The 15,886-nt window shown below is 43.6% G+C and carries 15 protein-coding genes; 9 read left to right on the top strand and 6 right to left on the bottom strand.

Annotated features, from left to right (window positions below):
• Positions 1-162: 162 nt before the first annotated feature.
• Both nagK and AB4384_RS15580 read right to left on the bottom strand, forming a co-directional pair.
• Entirely contained in the window at positions 163-1,071 is a 909-nt protein-coding gene (gene nagK / locus AB4384_RS15585; protein WP_004733781.1) for an N-acetylglucosamine kinase, read from the bottom strand.
• Between the two features lie 163 nt (positions 1,072-1,234).
• Positions 1,235-1,981, bottom strand: a complete 747-nt coding sequence (locus tag AB4384_RS15580) for a tRNA-uridine aminocarboxypropyltransferase (protein WP_372129788.1) — start codon at positions 1,979-1,981, stop codon at positions 1,235-1,237.
• A 68-nt stretch (positions 1,982-2,049) separates the two neighbouring features.
• On the opposite strand from AB4384_RS15580, the gene AB4384_RS15575 reads away from it, so the two are divergent.
• Positions 2,050-2,853 carry a sterol desaturase family protein gene (locus AB4384_RS15575; RefSeq protein WP_372117632.1) on the top strand — a complete coding sequence of 268 codons (804 nt, stop codon included), beginning with the start codon at positions 2,050-2,052 and terminating at the stop codon, positions 2,851-2,853.
• Between the two features lie 241 nt (positions 2,854-3,094).
• Here AB4384_RS15575 and AB4384_RS15570 read toward each other — a convergent pair whose 3' ends face one another.
• On the bottom strand, positions 3,095-5,140 hold the full coding sequence (locus tag AB4384_RS15570; RefSeq protein ID WP_372129787.1) for a methyl-accepting chemotaxis protein: 2,046 nt from the start codon (positions 5,138-5,140) through the stop codon (positions 3,095-3,097).
• Between the two features lie 104 nt (positions 5,141-5,244).
• On the opposite strand from AB4384_RS15570, the gene AB4384_RS15565 reads away from it, so the two are divergent.
• Positions 5,245-5,730: a C40 family peptidase gene (locus tag AB4384_RS15565; RefSeq protein ID WP_017059602.1), complete on the top strand. Its 486-nt coding sequence runs from the start codon at positions 5,245-5,247 to the stop codon at positions 5,728-5,730.
• Between the two features lie 107 nt (positions 5,731-5,837).
• Here AB4384_RS15565 and AB4384_RS15560 read toward each other — a convergent pair whose 3' ends face one another.
• Positions 5,838-6,182, bottom strand: coding sequence for a DUF3802 family protein (locus AB4384_RS15560; RefSeq protein WP_010440912.1), 345 nt, complete (start codon positions 6,180-6,182; stop codon positions 5,838-5,840).
• Positions 6,183-6,767: 585 nt separating this feature from the next.
• On the opposite strand from AB4384_RS15560, the gene AB4384_RS15555 reads away from it, so the two are divergent.
• Together AB4384_RS15555 and AB4384_RS15550 are read left to right on the top strand one after the other, a co-directional pair.
• Complete coding sequence (locus AB4384_RS15555; RefSeq protein ID WP_017059601.1) at positions 6,768-7,634, top strand: fructosamine kinase family protein; 867 nt, start codon at positions 6,768-6,770, stop codon at positions 7,632-7,634.
• A gap of 63 nt (positions 7,635-7,697) precedes the next feature.
• Positions 7,698-7,901 carry a CPXCG motif-containing cysteine-rich protein gene (locus AB4384_RS15550; protein WP_004733789.1) on the top strand — a complete coding sequence of 68 codons (204 nt, stop codon included), beginning with the start codon at positions 7,698-7,700 and terminating at the stop codon, positions 7,899-7,901.
• A 168-nt stretch (positions 7,902-8,069) separates the two neighbouring features.
• Here AB4384_RS15550 and AB4384_RS15545 read toward each other — a convergent pair whose 3' ends face one another.
• Positions 8,070-8,678: a riboflavin synthase gene (locus AB4384_RS15545; RefSeq protein ID WP_017065861.1), complete on the bottom strand. Its 609-nt coding sequence runs from the start codon at positions 8,676-8,678 to the stop codon at positions 8,070-8,072.
• 161 nt (positions 8,679-8,839) lie between these two features.
• On the opposite strand from AB4384_RS15545, the gene AB4384_RS15540 reads away from it, so the two are divergent.
• Positions 8,840-10,210: an MATE family efflux transporter gene (locus AB4384_RS15540; RefSeq protein WP_136974276.1), complete on the top strand. Its 1,371-nt coding sequence runs from the start codon at positions 8,840-8,842 to the stop codon at positions 10,208-10,210.
• A 101-nt stretch (positions 10,211-10,311) separates the two neighbouring features.
• On the opposite strand, the gene AB4384_RS15535 is transcribed toward AB4384_RS15540, so the two are convergent.
• On the bottom strand, positions 10,312-11,154 hold the full coding sequence (locus tag AB4384_RS15535) for a DNA ligase (protein ID WP_372129786.1): 843 nt from the start codon (positions 11,152-11,154) through the stop codon (positions 10,312-10,314).
• Between the two features lie 311 nt (positions 11,155-11,465).
• On the opposite strand from AB4384_RS15535, the gene AB4384_RS15530 reads away from it, so the two are divergent.
• From AB4384_RS15530 to AB4384_RS15515, 4 genes are all read left to right on the top strand, one after another.
• A complete protein-coding gene (locus AB4384_RS15530) occupies positions 11,466-11,795 on the top strand; it encodes an STAS domain-containing protein (protein WP_050621341.1) in 330 nt (109 codons plus the stop codon).
• Between the two features lie 62 nt (positions 11,796-11,857).
• Positions 11,858-12,694 carry an OmpA family protein gene (locus AB4384_RS15525; protein WP_102320212.1) on the top strand — a complete coding sequence of 279 codons (837 nt, stop codon included), beginning with the start codon at positions 11,858-11,860 and terminating at the stop codon, positions 12,692-12,694.
• Positions 12,691-14,790 carry an SLBB domain-containing protein gene (locus AB4384_RS15520; protein WP_102320213.1) on the top strand — a complete coding sequence of 700 codons (2,100 nt, stop codon included), beginning with the start codon at positions 12,691-12,693 and terminating at the stop codon, positions 14,788-14,790. Before AB4384_RS15525 ends, AB4384_RS15520 begins: the two co-directional genes overlap by 4 nt.
• On the top strand, positions 14,790-15,479 hold the full coding sequence (locus tag AB4384_RS15515; protein ID WP_372129785.1) for a chromosome partitioning protein ParA: 690 nt from the start codon (positions 14,790-14,792) through the stop codon (positions 15,477-15,479). Before AB4384_RS15520 ends, AB4384_RS15515 begins: the two co-directional genes overlap by 1 nt.
• Positions 15,480-15,886 lie beyond the last annotated feature (407 nt).

The raw sequence follows: 15,886 nt of genomic DNA, 5'->3' as shown, positions 1-15,886 counted from the left end.
GTAGTTTCTAGCTTTTCGTTTGCACTTGAGAGCTAAGAAGTTAAGAGCTAAAGAAACGAAAACACCGAACAATAAAAAATGCCGCAACCTATTTTGAGATTGCGGCATTTTTGTTTGTGCTTTTAACTATCTAACCTTAACTAGCTTAACGGTAAGTAACGATTACTTAATGTTAAGGAATGCTGCGCCACGAACGCCGCCTGAATCACCGTGCTTCGCTTTGATGATTTTTGGACATTTCGCTACAGACAATAGGTATTTAGGAACACGCTTTGGCATCTCTTCGTAGATAAGTTCGAAGTTTGAAAGTCCACCACCCAGTGCTACAACATGCGGGTCAAGTGCAGTAAATAGGTTTGCGAAACAGATAGCCAATAGCTCCATGAAACGGTCAACGTGCTCAGCTGCTTTTGCTTCGCCTTCGTTGTACGCTTGGATGATTTCAATCGCTTTCTTTTTCTCACCGAAGTAGTGCTCATAAATCAGTTCAAAGCCGCGACCAGATAGGTAGCTGTCTAAACAACCTTTCTTGCCACAACCACAGCCTAGTAACGGTGCGTTGTCGCCAAGGTGGAACCATGCATCAATAGGAAGACGCATATGGCCGAGCTCGCCAGCAACGTGGTTACGTCCTGAGAATACTTTGCCATCAAAAACCAAACCACCACCAAAACCAGTACCTAAAATTAGGCCCGCTACTGATGGTTCATCTTTCAATTCATCATCCCACGCTTCAGACAGCGCAAAACAGTTCGCATCGTTCTCGATTTTAACACTACGACCAATCAGCGCTTCTAAGTCTTTGCGTAATGGCTTACCTGTTGAAGCCGGTACGTTAACAACGAGCATAGTGCCGTCGTCCGCATCTTCCATACCAGGAAGACCAAGGCCAATTTTGCCTTCGCAAGAGAATTCGCTATCGTATTTTTTTACCAAACCGGCAATCGTATCAAGTAGCAGTTGATAATCTTCAGTAGGCGTTGGTACGCGTTCGGTTGCTACTCGCTCAAGTTTTTCATTGAACGCACCAAACTCAATTTTTGTGCCGCCAACATCAAAGCCGTAATACATGAAATCTCTCCAATTTTTCCCTAAATTCGGGCAAATAAAATTTTTAAATTAAACAACTAGGAAGCATTATCCATAACACTCCCCCTACAAACCGTGATAGATAACAAACTTATCTTGTGTTCGAATCTGTTTGAACAACAAGTCAGCACAAAGCGGTTAAAGGTTAGAGTGACGTCTCACTTTTAGTATGCTCTATGAAAGCATTCAGGCTTGGTTTGGTTGGATCGGACTTATAACGCGTCTTACTTAGCATGTAGCTTTCACGAAATGTCTCAAACCACAGCTGTAAAGTCTTTGCGCCCTGCTCTTCACCAGCCTGTTTCAAAACCAAGCTCGCTACTTCTGCAGTCGAGAGATGTTGTTCGTTGTCTGACTTACGCATCATGTATTGCGAAACCGATTCTGGTTCGATCGACAACACCGGTAAGTCTTGCAGATACTCTGAACGACGGAAAATACGTCGTGCTTCACGCCAACTACCATCAATAAAGATCAGCAGCAACGTCTTGTTCGAATCTCGCATCTCACCAAGGTCAGCAACCACACGCGATTTGTCATCGGTATAATCTTCAGGAAAGACCACGACTGGCTGATATTTATCGTCTTTCAGCACATCAAGCATCTCTTGATTCGGTTCAGTGCGGTGCCAAAGGTAGGCATAGCTGTCTTTAACGGTATCAAGGATTAAACGGCCGGTATTACTTGGTTTGAGTATTTCGTTGTCCGATAAGATCAACATGGTCGCGACGTTCGTATTTACGTCTGGTTGATGTTCACAGATACAGCTGTCTTGTTTGATTTTACAGAACTGACATCGAACCACTTTACACCCGCGCGCGTTAAACGGCTTGGTAGAAAGAGACAAACGGTGTTGATATAAACGGTGAAAAGCGTGGATTCTCATGGACAATAACGATAACTCTAGAAAAGTGGCACGATTGTACTTACAGTGTCCTTAGAATGATAGAAGGAATTCCCATGCAAGACCCATCACTGCTTCGCCTTGTTTGTTTTATTGTCGTTTTTGGATTGTGTGCGCTTTGGGAATACCGTTTCCCGCGTAAAACACTGACTCAAAGCAAATGGTTTCGTTGGGGGAATAACTTTGCGTTGGTTGCTTTGAACAGCTTTCTATTAGCCACTCTAATTCCTATTGCAGCATTCCAAGCGGCGGTCATTGCGCAAGAAAACCAATGGGGTCTGTTCAATACCCTGTCACTTCCTAAAGAACTCACCATTTTGATCTGCGTATTACTGTTAGATTGCGCCATTTACCTGCAGCACTTGGTGTTTCACCGTGTTCCTTGGTTGTGGAAGTTACATCGAGTTCACCATGCGGACCTAGATATCGATGTCACAACCGGAACGCGCTTTCACCCTATTGAGATGATTCTTTCAATGCTCATCAAAGTGAGTTTGGTAATCGCACTTGGTGTTCCCGTAATTGCGGTCGTGATATTTGAAATTGTTCTTAATGCGAGTGCGATGTTTAACCACAGCAATGCGCGTCTACCGTTGTGGATTGATAAGCGGTTGAGAAAAGTGATTGTGACACCAGATATGCACCGCGTTCATCACTCGGTTATCGTGAAAGAAACCCACTCAAACTTCGGTTTCTTTTTATCTGTGTGGGACATCCGGTTTAAGACTTACCGCGCTCAACCAAAGCTTGGTCACGATAACGTTCAGATTGGCGTTCCCGAGATTCAAGATGGTAAAGAACAACGGTTAGATCTGATGCTACGTCAGCCATTTACTCAATTCCCGACGACGAAAAACTAGGTTTGAATTCGTTTGAGGCTCAAGCTTATCTTGAGACCAAACTTATCTTAATAACGAAGTTAGCTTAAATACAAACTTAGCTGAATGCCAAAACAAAACGCCCTTAGATTCTTGTGAGAACCTAAGGGCATTTCTGTATCGATAGTCGTTATAAGCGTAGTTAGTGACTAAGTGCTGCTAGTACTTAAACTCTTGCGCACACTAACTTAACTCTCACGCACGTTTATTTCAGCGCGCTTGTTTATTTCAGTACATATTTATGAAGCATAGCTTGTTGGTGCCCTGCTATCTCTCCGACTTGCTCTGAACTCTCGATCATAGATTCAAGTTGCAGTTTAGTATTCTCACCCTGCTCAGACACGCGAGTGATAGAATGCGTTACATCGACAGTCGCACGTGCTTGTTGTTCGGTTGCCACCATGATTTGTTCAACACGTCCTTTAATCTGGCTAACCGCGAATTCGATTTTCTCGAAGGCTTGTTTTACATCGCCACTGGTTTCCAGTGCGTTGGCCATTTCACTTCTCGATTCCGTTACAGAAGCGCGTGATCGGTCAGCCGCCGCCACCAATTCGTTCATCATATTACGAATATTAGTGGTTTGCTGGGAGGTACCACTCGCCAGTTTACGTACTTCATCGGCAACCACTGCAAACCCTCGGCCTTGGTCTCCTGCTCGCGCTGCTTCTATTGCGGCATTCAATGCGAGTAAGTTAGTGTTTTCAGCAATACCACTAATTACGTCAACCATTTCACGAATCTGTTTAACGCGAATATCCAAGTCCGTCATCGATTCTTGATTCAGGCTAAGAGATTGCTCGAGTGCTTGTAATCGCTTCTGATTAAGGCCGACCACTTGGCTACCATTGACTGATTCGTCTTCTGCTATCTGCGCGTCGTCATTCGATGCGTTAGAGATACGAGCAATCTCACCAATGGATGCTTCAAGTTCAGTAATCGTAGTAATCATATTCTGAAGTGATTCGTTCTGCTCATTCAAGCTTGAATTGGTTTGCTCTGCGGCGTCATGGCTTACTTCAGCCGTTTGATAAAGCGTCTCACAGTTACGCGTTACTAAACGAACCGAGTCCGCGGTTGAATCAACGACCGTATTTAGTTTTGAAGTAATAACTTGCAGCTCTAGCGGCCCCAGTAATTCACTCTGTTTAGAGAAGTCATGATCTGCCAGTGAACTCAACTGTTGAGTTATGTTTTTAAGCCCTTTATTCATCCAACGGCGTAACACGAACCATGAAATCACAATGATTACGGCAATCACTAGCCCGCTGATAAACAACACACGATCAATATTGGTGATGGTTTGATTTACAACCAGTTCACTTTCATCAATCAGGTGGGAAGCGGTGGAAGACAGCTGATTCAATGTGCTAATGACGGTGTTCGCTAAGTTAATGACTTGCGTTAAGTTTTGCTCTTGCTGCTGAACCAGTTCGAGTTTCAAGAGGATTTGTTTGATTACGCCTTCTTCGGTAAAGCCTTCTTTCACCATCTCGTAAGGCGCCGTCAAGCTCGCGAACTCAGCGATATCTGGGTGCCAATCGGCAAAGTCGCTGTAAGCCAAGTTCAGACCTGCGATTCGGTTTCTCAATTGACGGTATTCGTCTTGTGCTTTATCAATGTCAGATTGCATCATCAGCATCAAGAAGGTGTTCGCCATAGCAGACGCGCTGGATGTAAATCGGTTCGCTGCATCGCTCGCTTCTGGGTTGTCTTCAACCAAGAATGAGCTGATTCGATTCATTTCTGGTCCGATAGATCCAACGCCATAACGGAACTCGCCCATTTTACTGTCGATCAGATTTTGCTTACTTTGAATCTCAATCTGCGCCAGCAGTACCGTGTTGGTCATAGCTTGCAGTTGCGCCATGTCATCGACAAGGATTTGTTGTTGCTCTAAAGAGATCGCATCAGGAAAAGATTGGGAAATAAAAAGAAGTTCCTCTAGCGTGGTATTGCTCTCTGTCGCGAGTTGGTCAATTGAGCCCCTTGTGGCATTCAGTGTATCTAAGTCGGTTGATTGGGTGCTGTAAGTGAGAAGTTTTACTTGTTCTAATACGCTTTGCGTTAATTCGGCGTTATGTAGAGCAAGGGGTAATGCTTGTTCCGAGAGTGCATCAAAATGTCCCCCGACCCGTTCAACGCCCCGAATGCTAACCATTGATAAAAAAGTAACAAGTAAAAGAATGGAAATAAATACAGCAGTGACGGTTTGAATGAGCGAGAATGTATAACGTGAGGGTTTTATTGATAAATTTGTGTCGGGCATGTGAAATCCAGTTTGACTACGAAAAGAGATATCCTTAAGTTAGGTCGTATACTAGAAGTCCTTGATGACGTTTTTATTTCAGTTTTTTGTCAGAAGAGTTACATATGAAAATCAGAAAAATGGCTGTAGTTACAATAACTTTAGCAACATTGGCTGCTTGTAGCTCGTCACCTTCGCCTTCTCAGCTTAGTCAAACCGCACAGAAACCCCTATCAAAGTCAGAACAATTGACTACAAACGCTTATATGAGCGTGTACGAACAGTGGAAAGGCGTGCCATACCATTTCGGTGGGACCTCATTTCGAGGTATAGATTGCTCTGCTTTTGTTCAAATCGCCGTGCAAAATGCGACTCAACAAGCTCTACCAAGAACCACAAAAGACCAGAGTAAAAAGGGAAAAGAAATTGCGTATGGGCAGGCAACAAGCGGTGACTTGGTGTTTTTCAAGACTTCGATGACGGTGCGACATGTAGGCGTTTATTTAGGAAACAACCAATTTCTACATGCCTCGACATCGAAAGGTGTCATTATTTCTAGGTTAGATAACCCTTACTGGGCATCCAAGTTTTGGCACTTTAGGCGTTTATAGCGGTTCGAAAGATAAACCGCTGAGCGAGGTAACTCTAGAAAGATACGACTTAAACGCCCGTTGTTATTATGCTGATTAATTACGACGATAAATGAGCAAACAAACCGTTAATCGTATTTAGCAACAGCAGTATCAAACAGGTTCTTCACTAACGCGATGTACTCATCGAGGAATACAATTTGTTCGTTAGTCGCTTTCTTAGCCCACACACCCGCTAATACTTCACCAAGATCCGCTACTACGGCATCTGCTTCTTTCAAAAGTTGAAAACGAACGCTCGAATGCAACTCTGGGTTTTGCTCGAAAATAGCCATGATGTTTGTTGAAATCATGTCGGTAACAATGTCTTCGACACTTTCGTTTCCAGTATCACCATTACTATTGGTAAACACATCAAGGTTGAATGATAGGTGCTCGATTAAAGCCAAATAGCCATCGGTTTCTACAACCACAATAATTCTCCGTTTTAAGCTCTAGAGCAGATTAATACGTACTTGCCTAATACTATGTAAATGAAGCTATTTGTCATCACTTTATTGCCCAAAACCACATTTAAATGATCCTAGTTAGTATTTCAGCTTAAAATTAAATCGATATAGCTTTATGTGGTATACCTGCCTACTTACGACATAAGTAAATTCACGCTAAAGAAGTGTAAGACAAACTTTGAAGCAAAGTATTGCGCCAGTTAACAATAGCCCTTTCAACTTACTCTAAAAGCTCATTTGATTTAGTCGCTAGACAATAACAAGCTCAAACCTCTTTTCCAGTTTGTGGCGTTCAAAACCGTTTCGATTGTGAGACCAGTTCCAAACTATTTCATCACGTCAGGTTTTCAATTTATGTTTGTATTTCAAAGAGCTTGAATCAGTTCGAGTTCACAATTCGGCCAATTGATTCTACGTAAGATGAAGAAGAGCTAAGAACATTGACGAGTGCGTCTATAAATTGTTCAGATTTATCCTAAACTATTGCTATTAAACAAACAGTATTTCTAACCTTCAATCTTTTTAACTTTCAGTCTTTGAGGATTTCCTATGTGGCAGGCCATTTCTCAACAACTTTCAGATACTCTTCTATTTAACTTTCAGATTACTGAACGTACCAAGGTTTCTGGTGGCGACATTAACGATTGCTATATGATCAGCGATGGTAATGAGCGTTACTTTGTGAAAGTGAATCAGCGAGAATTTTTACCTAAGTTTGAAATTGAAGCTGAGAACTTACGCTTGTTAAGAGAAACCTCCACTGTTTACGTTCCTGAGTTGGTGCTTATTGGCAAAACCAAAGAGTGCTCGTTCATTATTCTGAATTACTTGCCGACCAAACCGCTCGAGACGGGCAACAATAGCTTCGATTTCGGCGTTCAGCTTGCGCGGCTTCATCAATGGGGCGAGCAAAAAGAGTTTGGTTGCGACCAAGACAACTATATCGGCAGCACACTTCAACCCAACCCTTGGCATAAGAAATGGGGTCGCTTTTTCTCTGAGCAACGCATTGGCTTCCAACTGCAACTGCTCAAAGAGAAAGGCATCGAGTTTGGTGATATCGATGACATCGTTGATGTGGTGAATATGCGTCTTGCTGGCCACAACCCTCGCCCTTCTTTGCTTCATGGGGATCTTTGGAATGGCAATGTTGCTAACTCTGCGTTTGGCCCAATTTGCTACGACCCTGCTTGTTACTGGGGGGACCATGAGTGTGATTTGGCGTTAACTGAATTGTTTGAAGGTTTCCCTAAAGAGTTTTATGAAGGTTACCAGAGCGTCAATCCACTCGACGTTGGCTATACTGATCGGAAAGACATTTACAACTTGTACCATCTTCTTAACCACTGCAATCAATTTGGCGGCGAATATTTAGCACACACTGAAGCATGCATTCAGAAGATACAGGCCGTTTAATACCAATTACAGCTGTTTATAACCGAATACGATTGGTATCAGTTACAGTGAGGAGAATTTGCCATGCATAAATACACAGAGAAACATGTCTCCTGCCCCCACTGTGGGCATGCCATCAGCATAACGCTTGATGCTTCTAATGGGAGCCAAGATTTTTATGACGATTGCCCAGCATGTTGCAATGCCATTCACCTCGACATGCAGGTAGATGAGGTAAGAGACAGGATTAATCTCTCGATTGATGCAGACGACGAACAAGTCTTCTAACACCTACTCTCTTGTCGAGTTGGCTCTACACCTCGATTTTGAGGCTAGCCTAGAAAAACGCAGAGACACACAAATAGAAAAAGAGCACTCGATTTGCTCTTTTTTAATGTCTGCGACTCTTACTTAGTCAGCGTTTTTTAGGCAAATGCTGTTGATAAACCGCTACTACTATTTTTGGTTTGCTAGTACGCGTTCAACAGTATCAACAATCGCTTGTGTTTGAGGATCAAACTCAATGTTTACTTGGTCGCCTACTTCACGGCCGCCAAACAGAGTACGATTCAGTGTTTCTGGGATCAGGTGAACAGAGAAACGGTTCTCTTCCACTTCACCAATCGTCAATGAACAACCATCAACGCCGATGTAACCCTTACTCAGCACATACTTCATTGATTCTTGAGGCAGCTCAAACCAAAGCGTACGGTTGTTTTCTGTTTTAATCACATCGACTAGGTTAGCCATCAGAGTAATGTGGCCAGACATGCTATGCCCGCCAATTTCGTCACCAAACTTTGCTGCACGCTCAACATTCACTTTGTCACCAACATTCAGTTGGCCTAAGTTCGTCAATCGCAATGTCGCTTGCATTAAATCAAAAGCAATCTGGTTACCTGAAATTTCCGTTACCGTTAAGCAACAACCGTTATGAGCTACTGAAGCACCAATGGCTAATCCTTCAACCATTTCATCGCTTAGCTCAATGGTATGAGTTTGAAACGACTCTTTTTTGTTGATAGCAACCAGTGTTGCCATGCCTTGAACGATACCTGTAAACATAAGATTCCTATTTAGTATTCTAGTAACAGTTTTTCATAGCAGTTATTGTGACATTTCTTTATGATTCGTCCAGTGGAAGCTTAAGATCATTGTCTCTGATTCCTTCAGAATGTCCTTTCCTACACTATTATTCTAATTTTCCCTCTTATTTGGAGTTGTTTGTGCATCGTTACAAAGAAGAATCCTCGAATCTAATCAAACTTGCGACCCCAGTATTGATCGCATCCGTTGCACAAACTGGAATGGGTTTTGTTGATACCGTAATGGCCGGTGGCGTAAGTGCTATCGATATGGCGGCGGTTTCGATTGCAGCAAGTATCTGGCTACCATCAATCCTATTTGGTGTTGGTCTATTGATGGCGTTGGTTCCTGTCGTTGCACAACTGAATGGTTCTGGTCGACAAGTAAAAATTCCATTCGAAATTCAACAAGGCGCGTTTTTAGCGCTCGTCATCTCCCTTCCAATCATTGGTGTGCTTTTTCAAACACAATTGATATTGGAGTGGATGGACATTGAACAACTCATGGCGGAAAAGACCATCGGCTATATGAATGCGGTGATGTTTGCTGTACCTGCGTTTTTGTTGTTCCAAACATTGCGAAGCTTTACCGATGGTATGTCTTTAACCAAGCCTGCGATGGTGATTGGTTTTATTGGCTTGCTATTAAACATCCCGCTGAACTGGATGTTCGTATACGGAAAACTTGGTGCTCCTGCTCTGGGTGGTGTTGGCTGTGGCGTTGCAACGGCTATCGTATATTGGGTGATGTTTGCACTACTGTTCGCTTACGTTTTAACATCAAAGCGTTTGGCGAAAATCAACATCTTCGGTACCTTCCATAAACCGCAACTTAAAGCTCAAATTCGTCTGTTTAGACTTGGTTTCCCTGTGGCGGCCGCTATCTTCTTCGAGGTAACTCTGTTTGCGGTGGTTTCTCTGTTAGTTGCACCATTGGGTTCATTGATTGTTGCCGCGCACCAAGTCGCGATCAACTTCTCTTCGCTGGTCTTCATGATTCCAATGAGTATCGGTGCAGCCGTGAGTATTCGTGTTGGGCATAAGTTGGGCGAAAACAACACCGAAGGCGCTAAGATCGCGACACACGTGGGTATCATTGTTGGTTTAGTGACAGCCTTAATGACAGCGGCGTTGACGGTTCTGTTTAGAGAGCAGGTTGCATTACTTTACACAGAGAACACTGCAGTAATTACCGTTGCAATGCAGTTGCTGTTGTTCGCGGCGGTTTACCAATGCACCGACGCCATCCAAGTTATCGCTGCAGGTGCTCTGCGTGGCTACAAAGACATGCGTTCAATCTTCAACATTACCTTCGTAGCTTACTGGTTGCTTGGTCTTCCTATCGGCTACATCTTAGGAATGAAAGATTGGATTGTTGAACCTATGGGCGCACACGGTTTCTGGATTGGTTTCATTATCGGTCTAACGTCAGCAGCGATTATGCTAGGTATGCGCTTACACTGGATGCACAAGCAGGATGATGACGTACAGTTAGAATTTAGTTCTCGTTAGATTCGCACTCGCTAAGTCGGTCTATCTGATTTCGAACACAAAAAGGAGCTCTGATTTTCAGGGCTCTTTTTCGTTTAATGGTCAGGTAGATCGCATCTGCCTTAGTATTCACTCTTCTCTCGAACAAAGCGCGCAAACTTGGGTTTTCCGTTTTGAGTAAAACCATTGTAGCGAAAGGTAATACGGCTTCCGATCTCTGGCGGTGCGAGTCTCATTTGGTCACTGAACCCGCTGCCTATATAAAATTCCACACCCTCTTCTGTGTGAACCAAAATTGACCCCATCATCCCTTTGTACTTCCCTGTCCCGCTCTTGTATCCAATAACTGTGGCTTCGGCATCGTGATGCCTTTTGAGCTTTAACAGGTCATTACTTCGGCCTGCTTGATAACGACTGGTGATCTTTCTAAGCATCAAACCTTCGCCATTACGCTCATCGACATTATCAAGTTGATGAAATAAAGCCTCTTCACTGTGAATTGGTACATGTTCTATGTAGCTGATATGAGATTCTCCAATCACGCTTACCCAATGCAAAATGTTGTAATAGCGCTTTTGGTAATCTCCTGCGGCGCCTGGCATATCAAACAGCATGAAATCGATTTGGCGCCATGCTGTGTCACTCGGCGTATGGTCTAGAACGGTAGATTGAACGAGATGGAACTTGCCCCTTCCTGCCCACAACTCTCCTTCGAGATGGACCTTAGGTAAGTTTTCCGTAAACCACTTGGGTGAGTAAATGCGATTACCATTGCGTGTATAAAGATGTTGTCCGTCCCAAAGAGCCCGAATCCCATCAAGCTTTTCACTCTTCCAGTATTCAGAAACATCAATGCCTTGCTGGTAGGAGTTTGCAAGCACCAAATAGTCCGGAGGTAAATAGGATGAATGAGATGAAAGCGAACACACCCATAGAGTGGCTAAAGCCAGTTTGGTTAATCTCATCATCTTCTCCGTATTAATAACTGTAGTGGTCAACAAATGCTTTTAATCGTAAGTGCTCTAACACGCAGTTAGACAATCTTTGCTAGAAGATGCGATCCACTCATCAACCTTATCTAACCCTTGCATCTATTCATTAAATTAATGACTTATGGCTCTCATATGATCCGCCGTTTTTAGTTCTCAAATTGAGAAATGCCTTTTCTCAATTTGAGATGGAAATTCACGATAAATATAAGCCATTGAAAAATAACAACATAAAAGTTGGCACATTCAGTGCAATTGTCCATACATACTGAAAAGGAGATATCGCTATGGAACTACGTAAGATTGATTTAAACACAACGACACTGACACTTTCTATTTTCGGTGATCTGGATGCAGCAGGCAGTCGTGATGCACAAACCGACATCGATGATGTGATTTCTAACGATGGTCACCCTGAAATCGAAGTTGATTTTAGTCAGGTTGAGTTTTTAGATTCATCTGGTGTTGGCGCGATTGTTTATATGTTCAAACGTCTGACTGAACGCGAGCGCAACATGCGACTTGAAAATGTGACGGGTCAACCTCTTGAAATTATGAACTTGCTGCGTATTGGCCACGCTATCCCAGTAAATTCAAAAAATCCTGCAAATTCATGAAGACCCACTAAGCTAGAAGTAACAAAAAATAATAAGAAAAATTAGAAACATAGGACGTTGGCATGAAAATACTGAAAAACTACATAGCCCTTTCTCTGTCCGCTCTCGTTCTGGGTGGCTGTACTAGCTATCCTGAACAAGGCACAGGGGGTTTGGCTGAAAGTTACGATTCTATTAACTATCAAAACTCAGACTTCTCTCCTGTCATGCCAGACGAGCCTCTTGGTCCGGAACATGGATTACGCTTTGATTGGCAGCTCGCTAAATTGCACCTTGATGCTTTGATTCAAGAAGGTGCTCGTTGGTGTTTCCCCGCTGCTGTTGTTCAAGCAATCGAAAAGCAAAATCGTATTGCTCGCGAACTTCAAGGTGGTCTACTACTGGATGCAGCCAACGACTTAGTAATCCAAAGAAAACGCCTAAATGAACTTGAGGTCCAACTGGATTACGTAACTTCACAAGCCCGCTGTGAGCCACCACAAAATGAAAATCAATTTAGAATGCAACTGTCGGTTATTGAACAGTTGTATGACCTACTTAATGTTGACAACCAATTTGCGGAAAACTCGACTGAAGTAAATCCTAAGTATATGGGAAGACTGGCCGAGGCGACCACTTTACTTAAAGAACACAAATCCCTAGACCTTGTTGTTACCGGCCATGCTGATGCAACGGGTGCCGAAGAATACAACGACAAGTTAGCACTTGGACGAGCGAAACAAGTCGAACGCTACCTGACTATTTTTGGACTAGGCGCTCAACGAATCAAAGCCGTATCTGTTGGCGAAACCGTCCCTCTTTTTGAAGGCGAATCTGACGGCACACGTTTAACTAACCGCCGAGTAAGTATCGAAGTTATCTCGCCTAAGAATGCCGAGAAAATGGGAGGTGGAATATGAAATCCTTAATCGCTTTTATCATCACCCTGTCGTTGAGCTTTGCGAATGTTGTCAATGCTAACGACGAGTTTTCAGACGCGGTTCAAGTCGGTGACCTTATCCAAGTTAATGTACCCGGTGAAAGCACCTTAAACACTGGTTTCCAGGTGGATAAGCGTGGACGTATTACCCTTCCTGAAGTAGGCGCTGTGTTTGTTGCAGGTTACGACAGCGAACAGCTTAACAAAGTCGTTCTAGAGTCGCTGGCAACCGCTTATAAAGATCTTTCGAACGCTTCAGTGTATGTAAAAGAGCAGCAAATCATTATCTATGTGCAAGGTTATGTAGAACAGCCTGGCGAATACACTCTCGCATTAGGTTCTAGCATCCAAATGGCACTTTACGCTGCGGGTGGTTTACGCCCGGGCGCGCAACTGGACAAGCTTATTCTTAAGCGAGGCGCGGATAAGAAAGAGTTTAACTACAAACGATTCCTTGATTCAGGAGACGAGTCAACATTACCTACTCTTCAATCACTGGATTCACTATTCGTTCCAGCTTCTCCATTAGTCGGTAACATCGAGCAAGAGTTCGATGCAGCAAAGCTTGCTAACTCAGGTGACAGTGCTGATTCTCGTAACTCCATCAAAGTGTTTGGTGAGGTGAACGCGCCGGGTTCGTTCACTTACAAAGAGAACACCGACCTTGTCGACGTACTTATGCGTTCGGGCGGCGTAACTCGTTATGCCAGTGTTGAGCAAATCCGAGTGATTTCGAACAACACCCCAACGCTATTCAACCTAAAACGTTACTTAGATTCTGGTGACGAAAGTCTGCTTCCAATTTTACGCCCGGGTGCGACCATTTTCGTTCCCAAGCAAGAAGAAGAGATCAAATCCGGCGCCAACATGGTTTACGTAATGGGCGAAGTCGCAGCCCCTGGTGCTTTTGAAGGCAAAAGAGACGCGACCTTTATGGATATCTTGGCGAATGCGGGCGGCCCAACTCGATTTGCAGAGTCACGACAAATCCGTGTTATCAAAGCAGATGGCAGAGTGCTTAAATTCGATTTAGCGGCTTACACTGAAGGCTTACCTAACTCTAACCCTCCTAGCATCAAAGCTGGTGACGCGATTTTCGTTCCCGAGAAAACCGACATGAACGAGAAGTCTTGGTTGAAAATTACGCCAGACCGAGCGGTTAACGTGATTGGTGAGGTGAATCGACCTGGTCGTATTGAATGGTCAGATGAAATGAACTTCATGGGGCTATTGGCACACGTCGGCGGCCCTACGCTACGCGCAGACACATCAAAAATTGAAGTCGTGACTGGTAGAAAGTTGGTTGTGTTTAACCTTGATGATTTTATTCGAAATGGTGCGCCACGTGATCAAATGCCACAAATTCGAGCGGGTTCTATCGTGCGCGTTCACGACTTGCCACAAGATCCTTCAGACAATAAATCACAATGGGTTCGTCAAAGCTCTGATGCTTCGATCTACATCTTTGGACAAGTGAATGCGCCTGGTCGTTACCGCTTCACCAAAGACATGCACTTCCTTGATATCTTGTCAGCGGCTGATGGCCCAACAAAGGATGCCGACATCCACAATGTTCGAGTAACGCATCGTGACAAAACCTATTCGCAAGTAAGCAAACTTAACTTATCACTGTACTTCGAAACCGGTGACGAATCGTTACTGCCAAACGTAACCACTGGCGACACGATTTACATCCCAGAGAAAGGCAAAAACTGGTTAGATACACCGAAAGAAGAAACCGTTCGTGTGCTTGGTGCGATTAACAACCCAGGGCGTTATGTATTCAACGACAACATGACCATTCTAGATATTCTGGCAGAAGCTGCAGGCCCTACCGACAATGCTTACGTAGAGAAAATTACCATCGTCAATATGTCTTGTTGCCAAGGTCAGGCTCGTACTTTTGACCTTGTTGAATTCAGCAAAACGGCGAACATTTACAACCTGCCGGTGCTGCGCGCCGGTGACACGATTTACATTCCAGACCGTCGCGAAAGTTTTATTGAGAAAGCACGAGTCGGACTTGATGACATACTGCGTATCACCACGACCATCGTATTAATAGGAGCTTTATAATGACTATTTCAGCGACCCATGCCGAAGTCGAGCAACTGTATTTAGCTTCTGAACTTAACGGCCAAAAATCAATATGCGTCACCGCCTGCCATTCAGGTGACGGCGTAACATCTATTGCAACCGCATTAGCCGAGCGTTTTCTTCTTGCGGGTTATTCTACGCTTTATGTTGATCTCAACTTATTCAACCCTGCTTTCAAAGATTTGAATATGCTAGAAGATAATCAGCAAGGTCAATTGATTGAACATGTTGAATCTCAGCGTACATTTATCGGTGTCCCTGCTCCACAAGTTGCTTCAACGCAATTGGCTTATAAAGATCCGACAACGTTACAAAACGTGGTCAACAAATGGTTAGAGAAATACGACAGAGTCATCATTGATACCTCACCGCTTCTCAACATAAACAAAGGCAACATTCCGGCTCAGTCTGTGGCGAGTGCTTGTGACAGCACATTGATGGTTGTCGCCTATGGTGAAACGTCGAGTCACCACCTAGAACAAGCGAAAAAGCTGCTTGATGCACAAAGTATCAACCTAATGGGCTGCGTGATGAACATGAAACAAAAGCCTAGCTTTGCACAAGAGTTGGTCAGACAAATCAATCGAATGAAATTTATCCCCGCTAAGCTTCGCGATAGCTTGGCAAACAAGCTGTATCAAAATGAGTTTTTGAACCTTCCGATGTAACTTTCTTTTGCTACTTTCTGGCTGTCATTAAACCATGACAGCTACCTATCCTATTAGACTTCAAGCTCCAAAAGCTCTGAATAACTCAAAACCAAATTGGGTATTTTTGGCGAAGTTATTATTAAAAATAAGATTTTAAAAACCATTCAACGCATTTCACACACATCAATCATGGTCTTACCCCCTTTAAATCCCTTCAAAAATCAACAGCCCCACGCCTAACTTTAGCGGTAATGTGACACAGACGGTTAAAGTGCCATGTAAATCGAATCAAAGATGGAATTCGTACGATTATTCCCTAAGATTATAAATAGAGGTGGTTTTTGACGAATTTGTAATAGTTTGACAAAGTTATCCGATGGCTGTTGAAACACAGTGGATGAATTGGCAAATCACACTTCACTGAC

The organism is Vibrio sp. 10N.261.51.A4 (genome assembly GCF_041471945.1).
Taxonomy (GTDB): domain Bacteria; phylum Pseudomonadota; class Gammaproteobacteria; order Enterobacterales; family Vibrionaceae; genus Vibrio; species Vibrio crassostreae_C.
Note: the sequence above shows the minus strand (reverse complement) of the source record. Positions and strands in the feature narration are given on the sequence as shown.

What these genes read in the sequence shown, in the direction of transcription:
- nagK (WP_004733781.1), bottom strand. Translation starts at nt 1,071, where the DNA reads ATGTATTACGGCTTTGATGTTGGCGGCACAAAAATTGAGTTTGGTGCG.
- AB4384_RS15565 (WP_017059602.1), top strand. Translation starts at nt 5,245, where the DNA reads ATGAAAATCAGAAAAATGGCTGTAGTTACAATAACTTTAGCAACATTG.
- AB4384_RS15555 (WP_017059601.1), top strand. Translation starts at nt 6,768, where the DNA reads ATGTGGCAGGCCATTTCTCAACAACTTTCAGATACTCTTCTATTTAAC.
- AB4384_RS15550 (WP_004733789.1), top strand. Translation starts at nt 7,698, where the DNA reads ATGCATAAATACACAGAGAAACATGTCTCCTGCCCCCACTGTGGGCAT.
- AB4384_RS15515 (WP_372129785.1), top strand. Translation starts at nt 14,790, where the DNA reads ATGACTATTTCAGCGACCCATGCCGAAGTCGAGCAACTGTATTTAGCT.
- AB4384_RS15525 (WP_102320212.1), top strand. Translation starts at nt 11,858, where the DNA reads ATGAAAATACTGAAAAACTACATAGCCCTTTCTCTGTCCGCTCTCGTT.
- AB4384_RS15545 (WP_017065861.1), bottom strand. Translation starts at nt 8,678, where the DNA reads ATGTTTACAGGTATCGTTCAAGGCATGGCAACACTGGTTGCTATCAAC.
- AB4384_RS15520 (WP_102320213.1), top strand. Translation starts at nt 12,691, where the DNA reads ATGAAATCCTTAATCGCTTTTATCATCACCCTGTCGTTGAGCTTTGCG.
- AB4384_RS15575 (WP_372117632.1), top strand. Translation starts at nt 2,050, where the DNA reads ATGCAAGACCCATCACTGCTTCGCCTTGTTTGTTTTATTGTCGTTTTT.
- AB4384_RS15535 (WP_372129786.1), bottom strand. Translation starts at nt 11,154, where the DNA reads ATGAGATTAACCAAACTGGCTTTAGCCACTCTATGGGTGTGTTCGCTT.
- AB4384_RS15570 (WP_372129787.1), bottom strand. Translation starts at nt 5,140, where the DNA reads ATGCCCGACACAAATTTATCAATAAAACCCTCACGTTATACATTCTCG.
- AB4384_RS15530 (WP_050621341.1), top strand. Translation starts at nt 11,466, where the DNA reads ATGGAACTACGTAAGATTGATTTAAACACAACGACACTGACACTTTCT.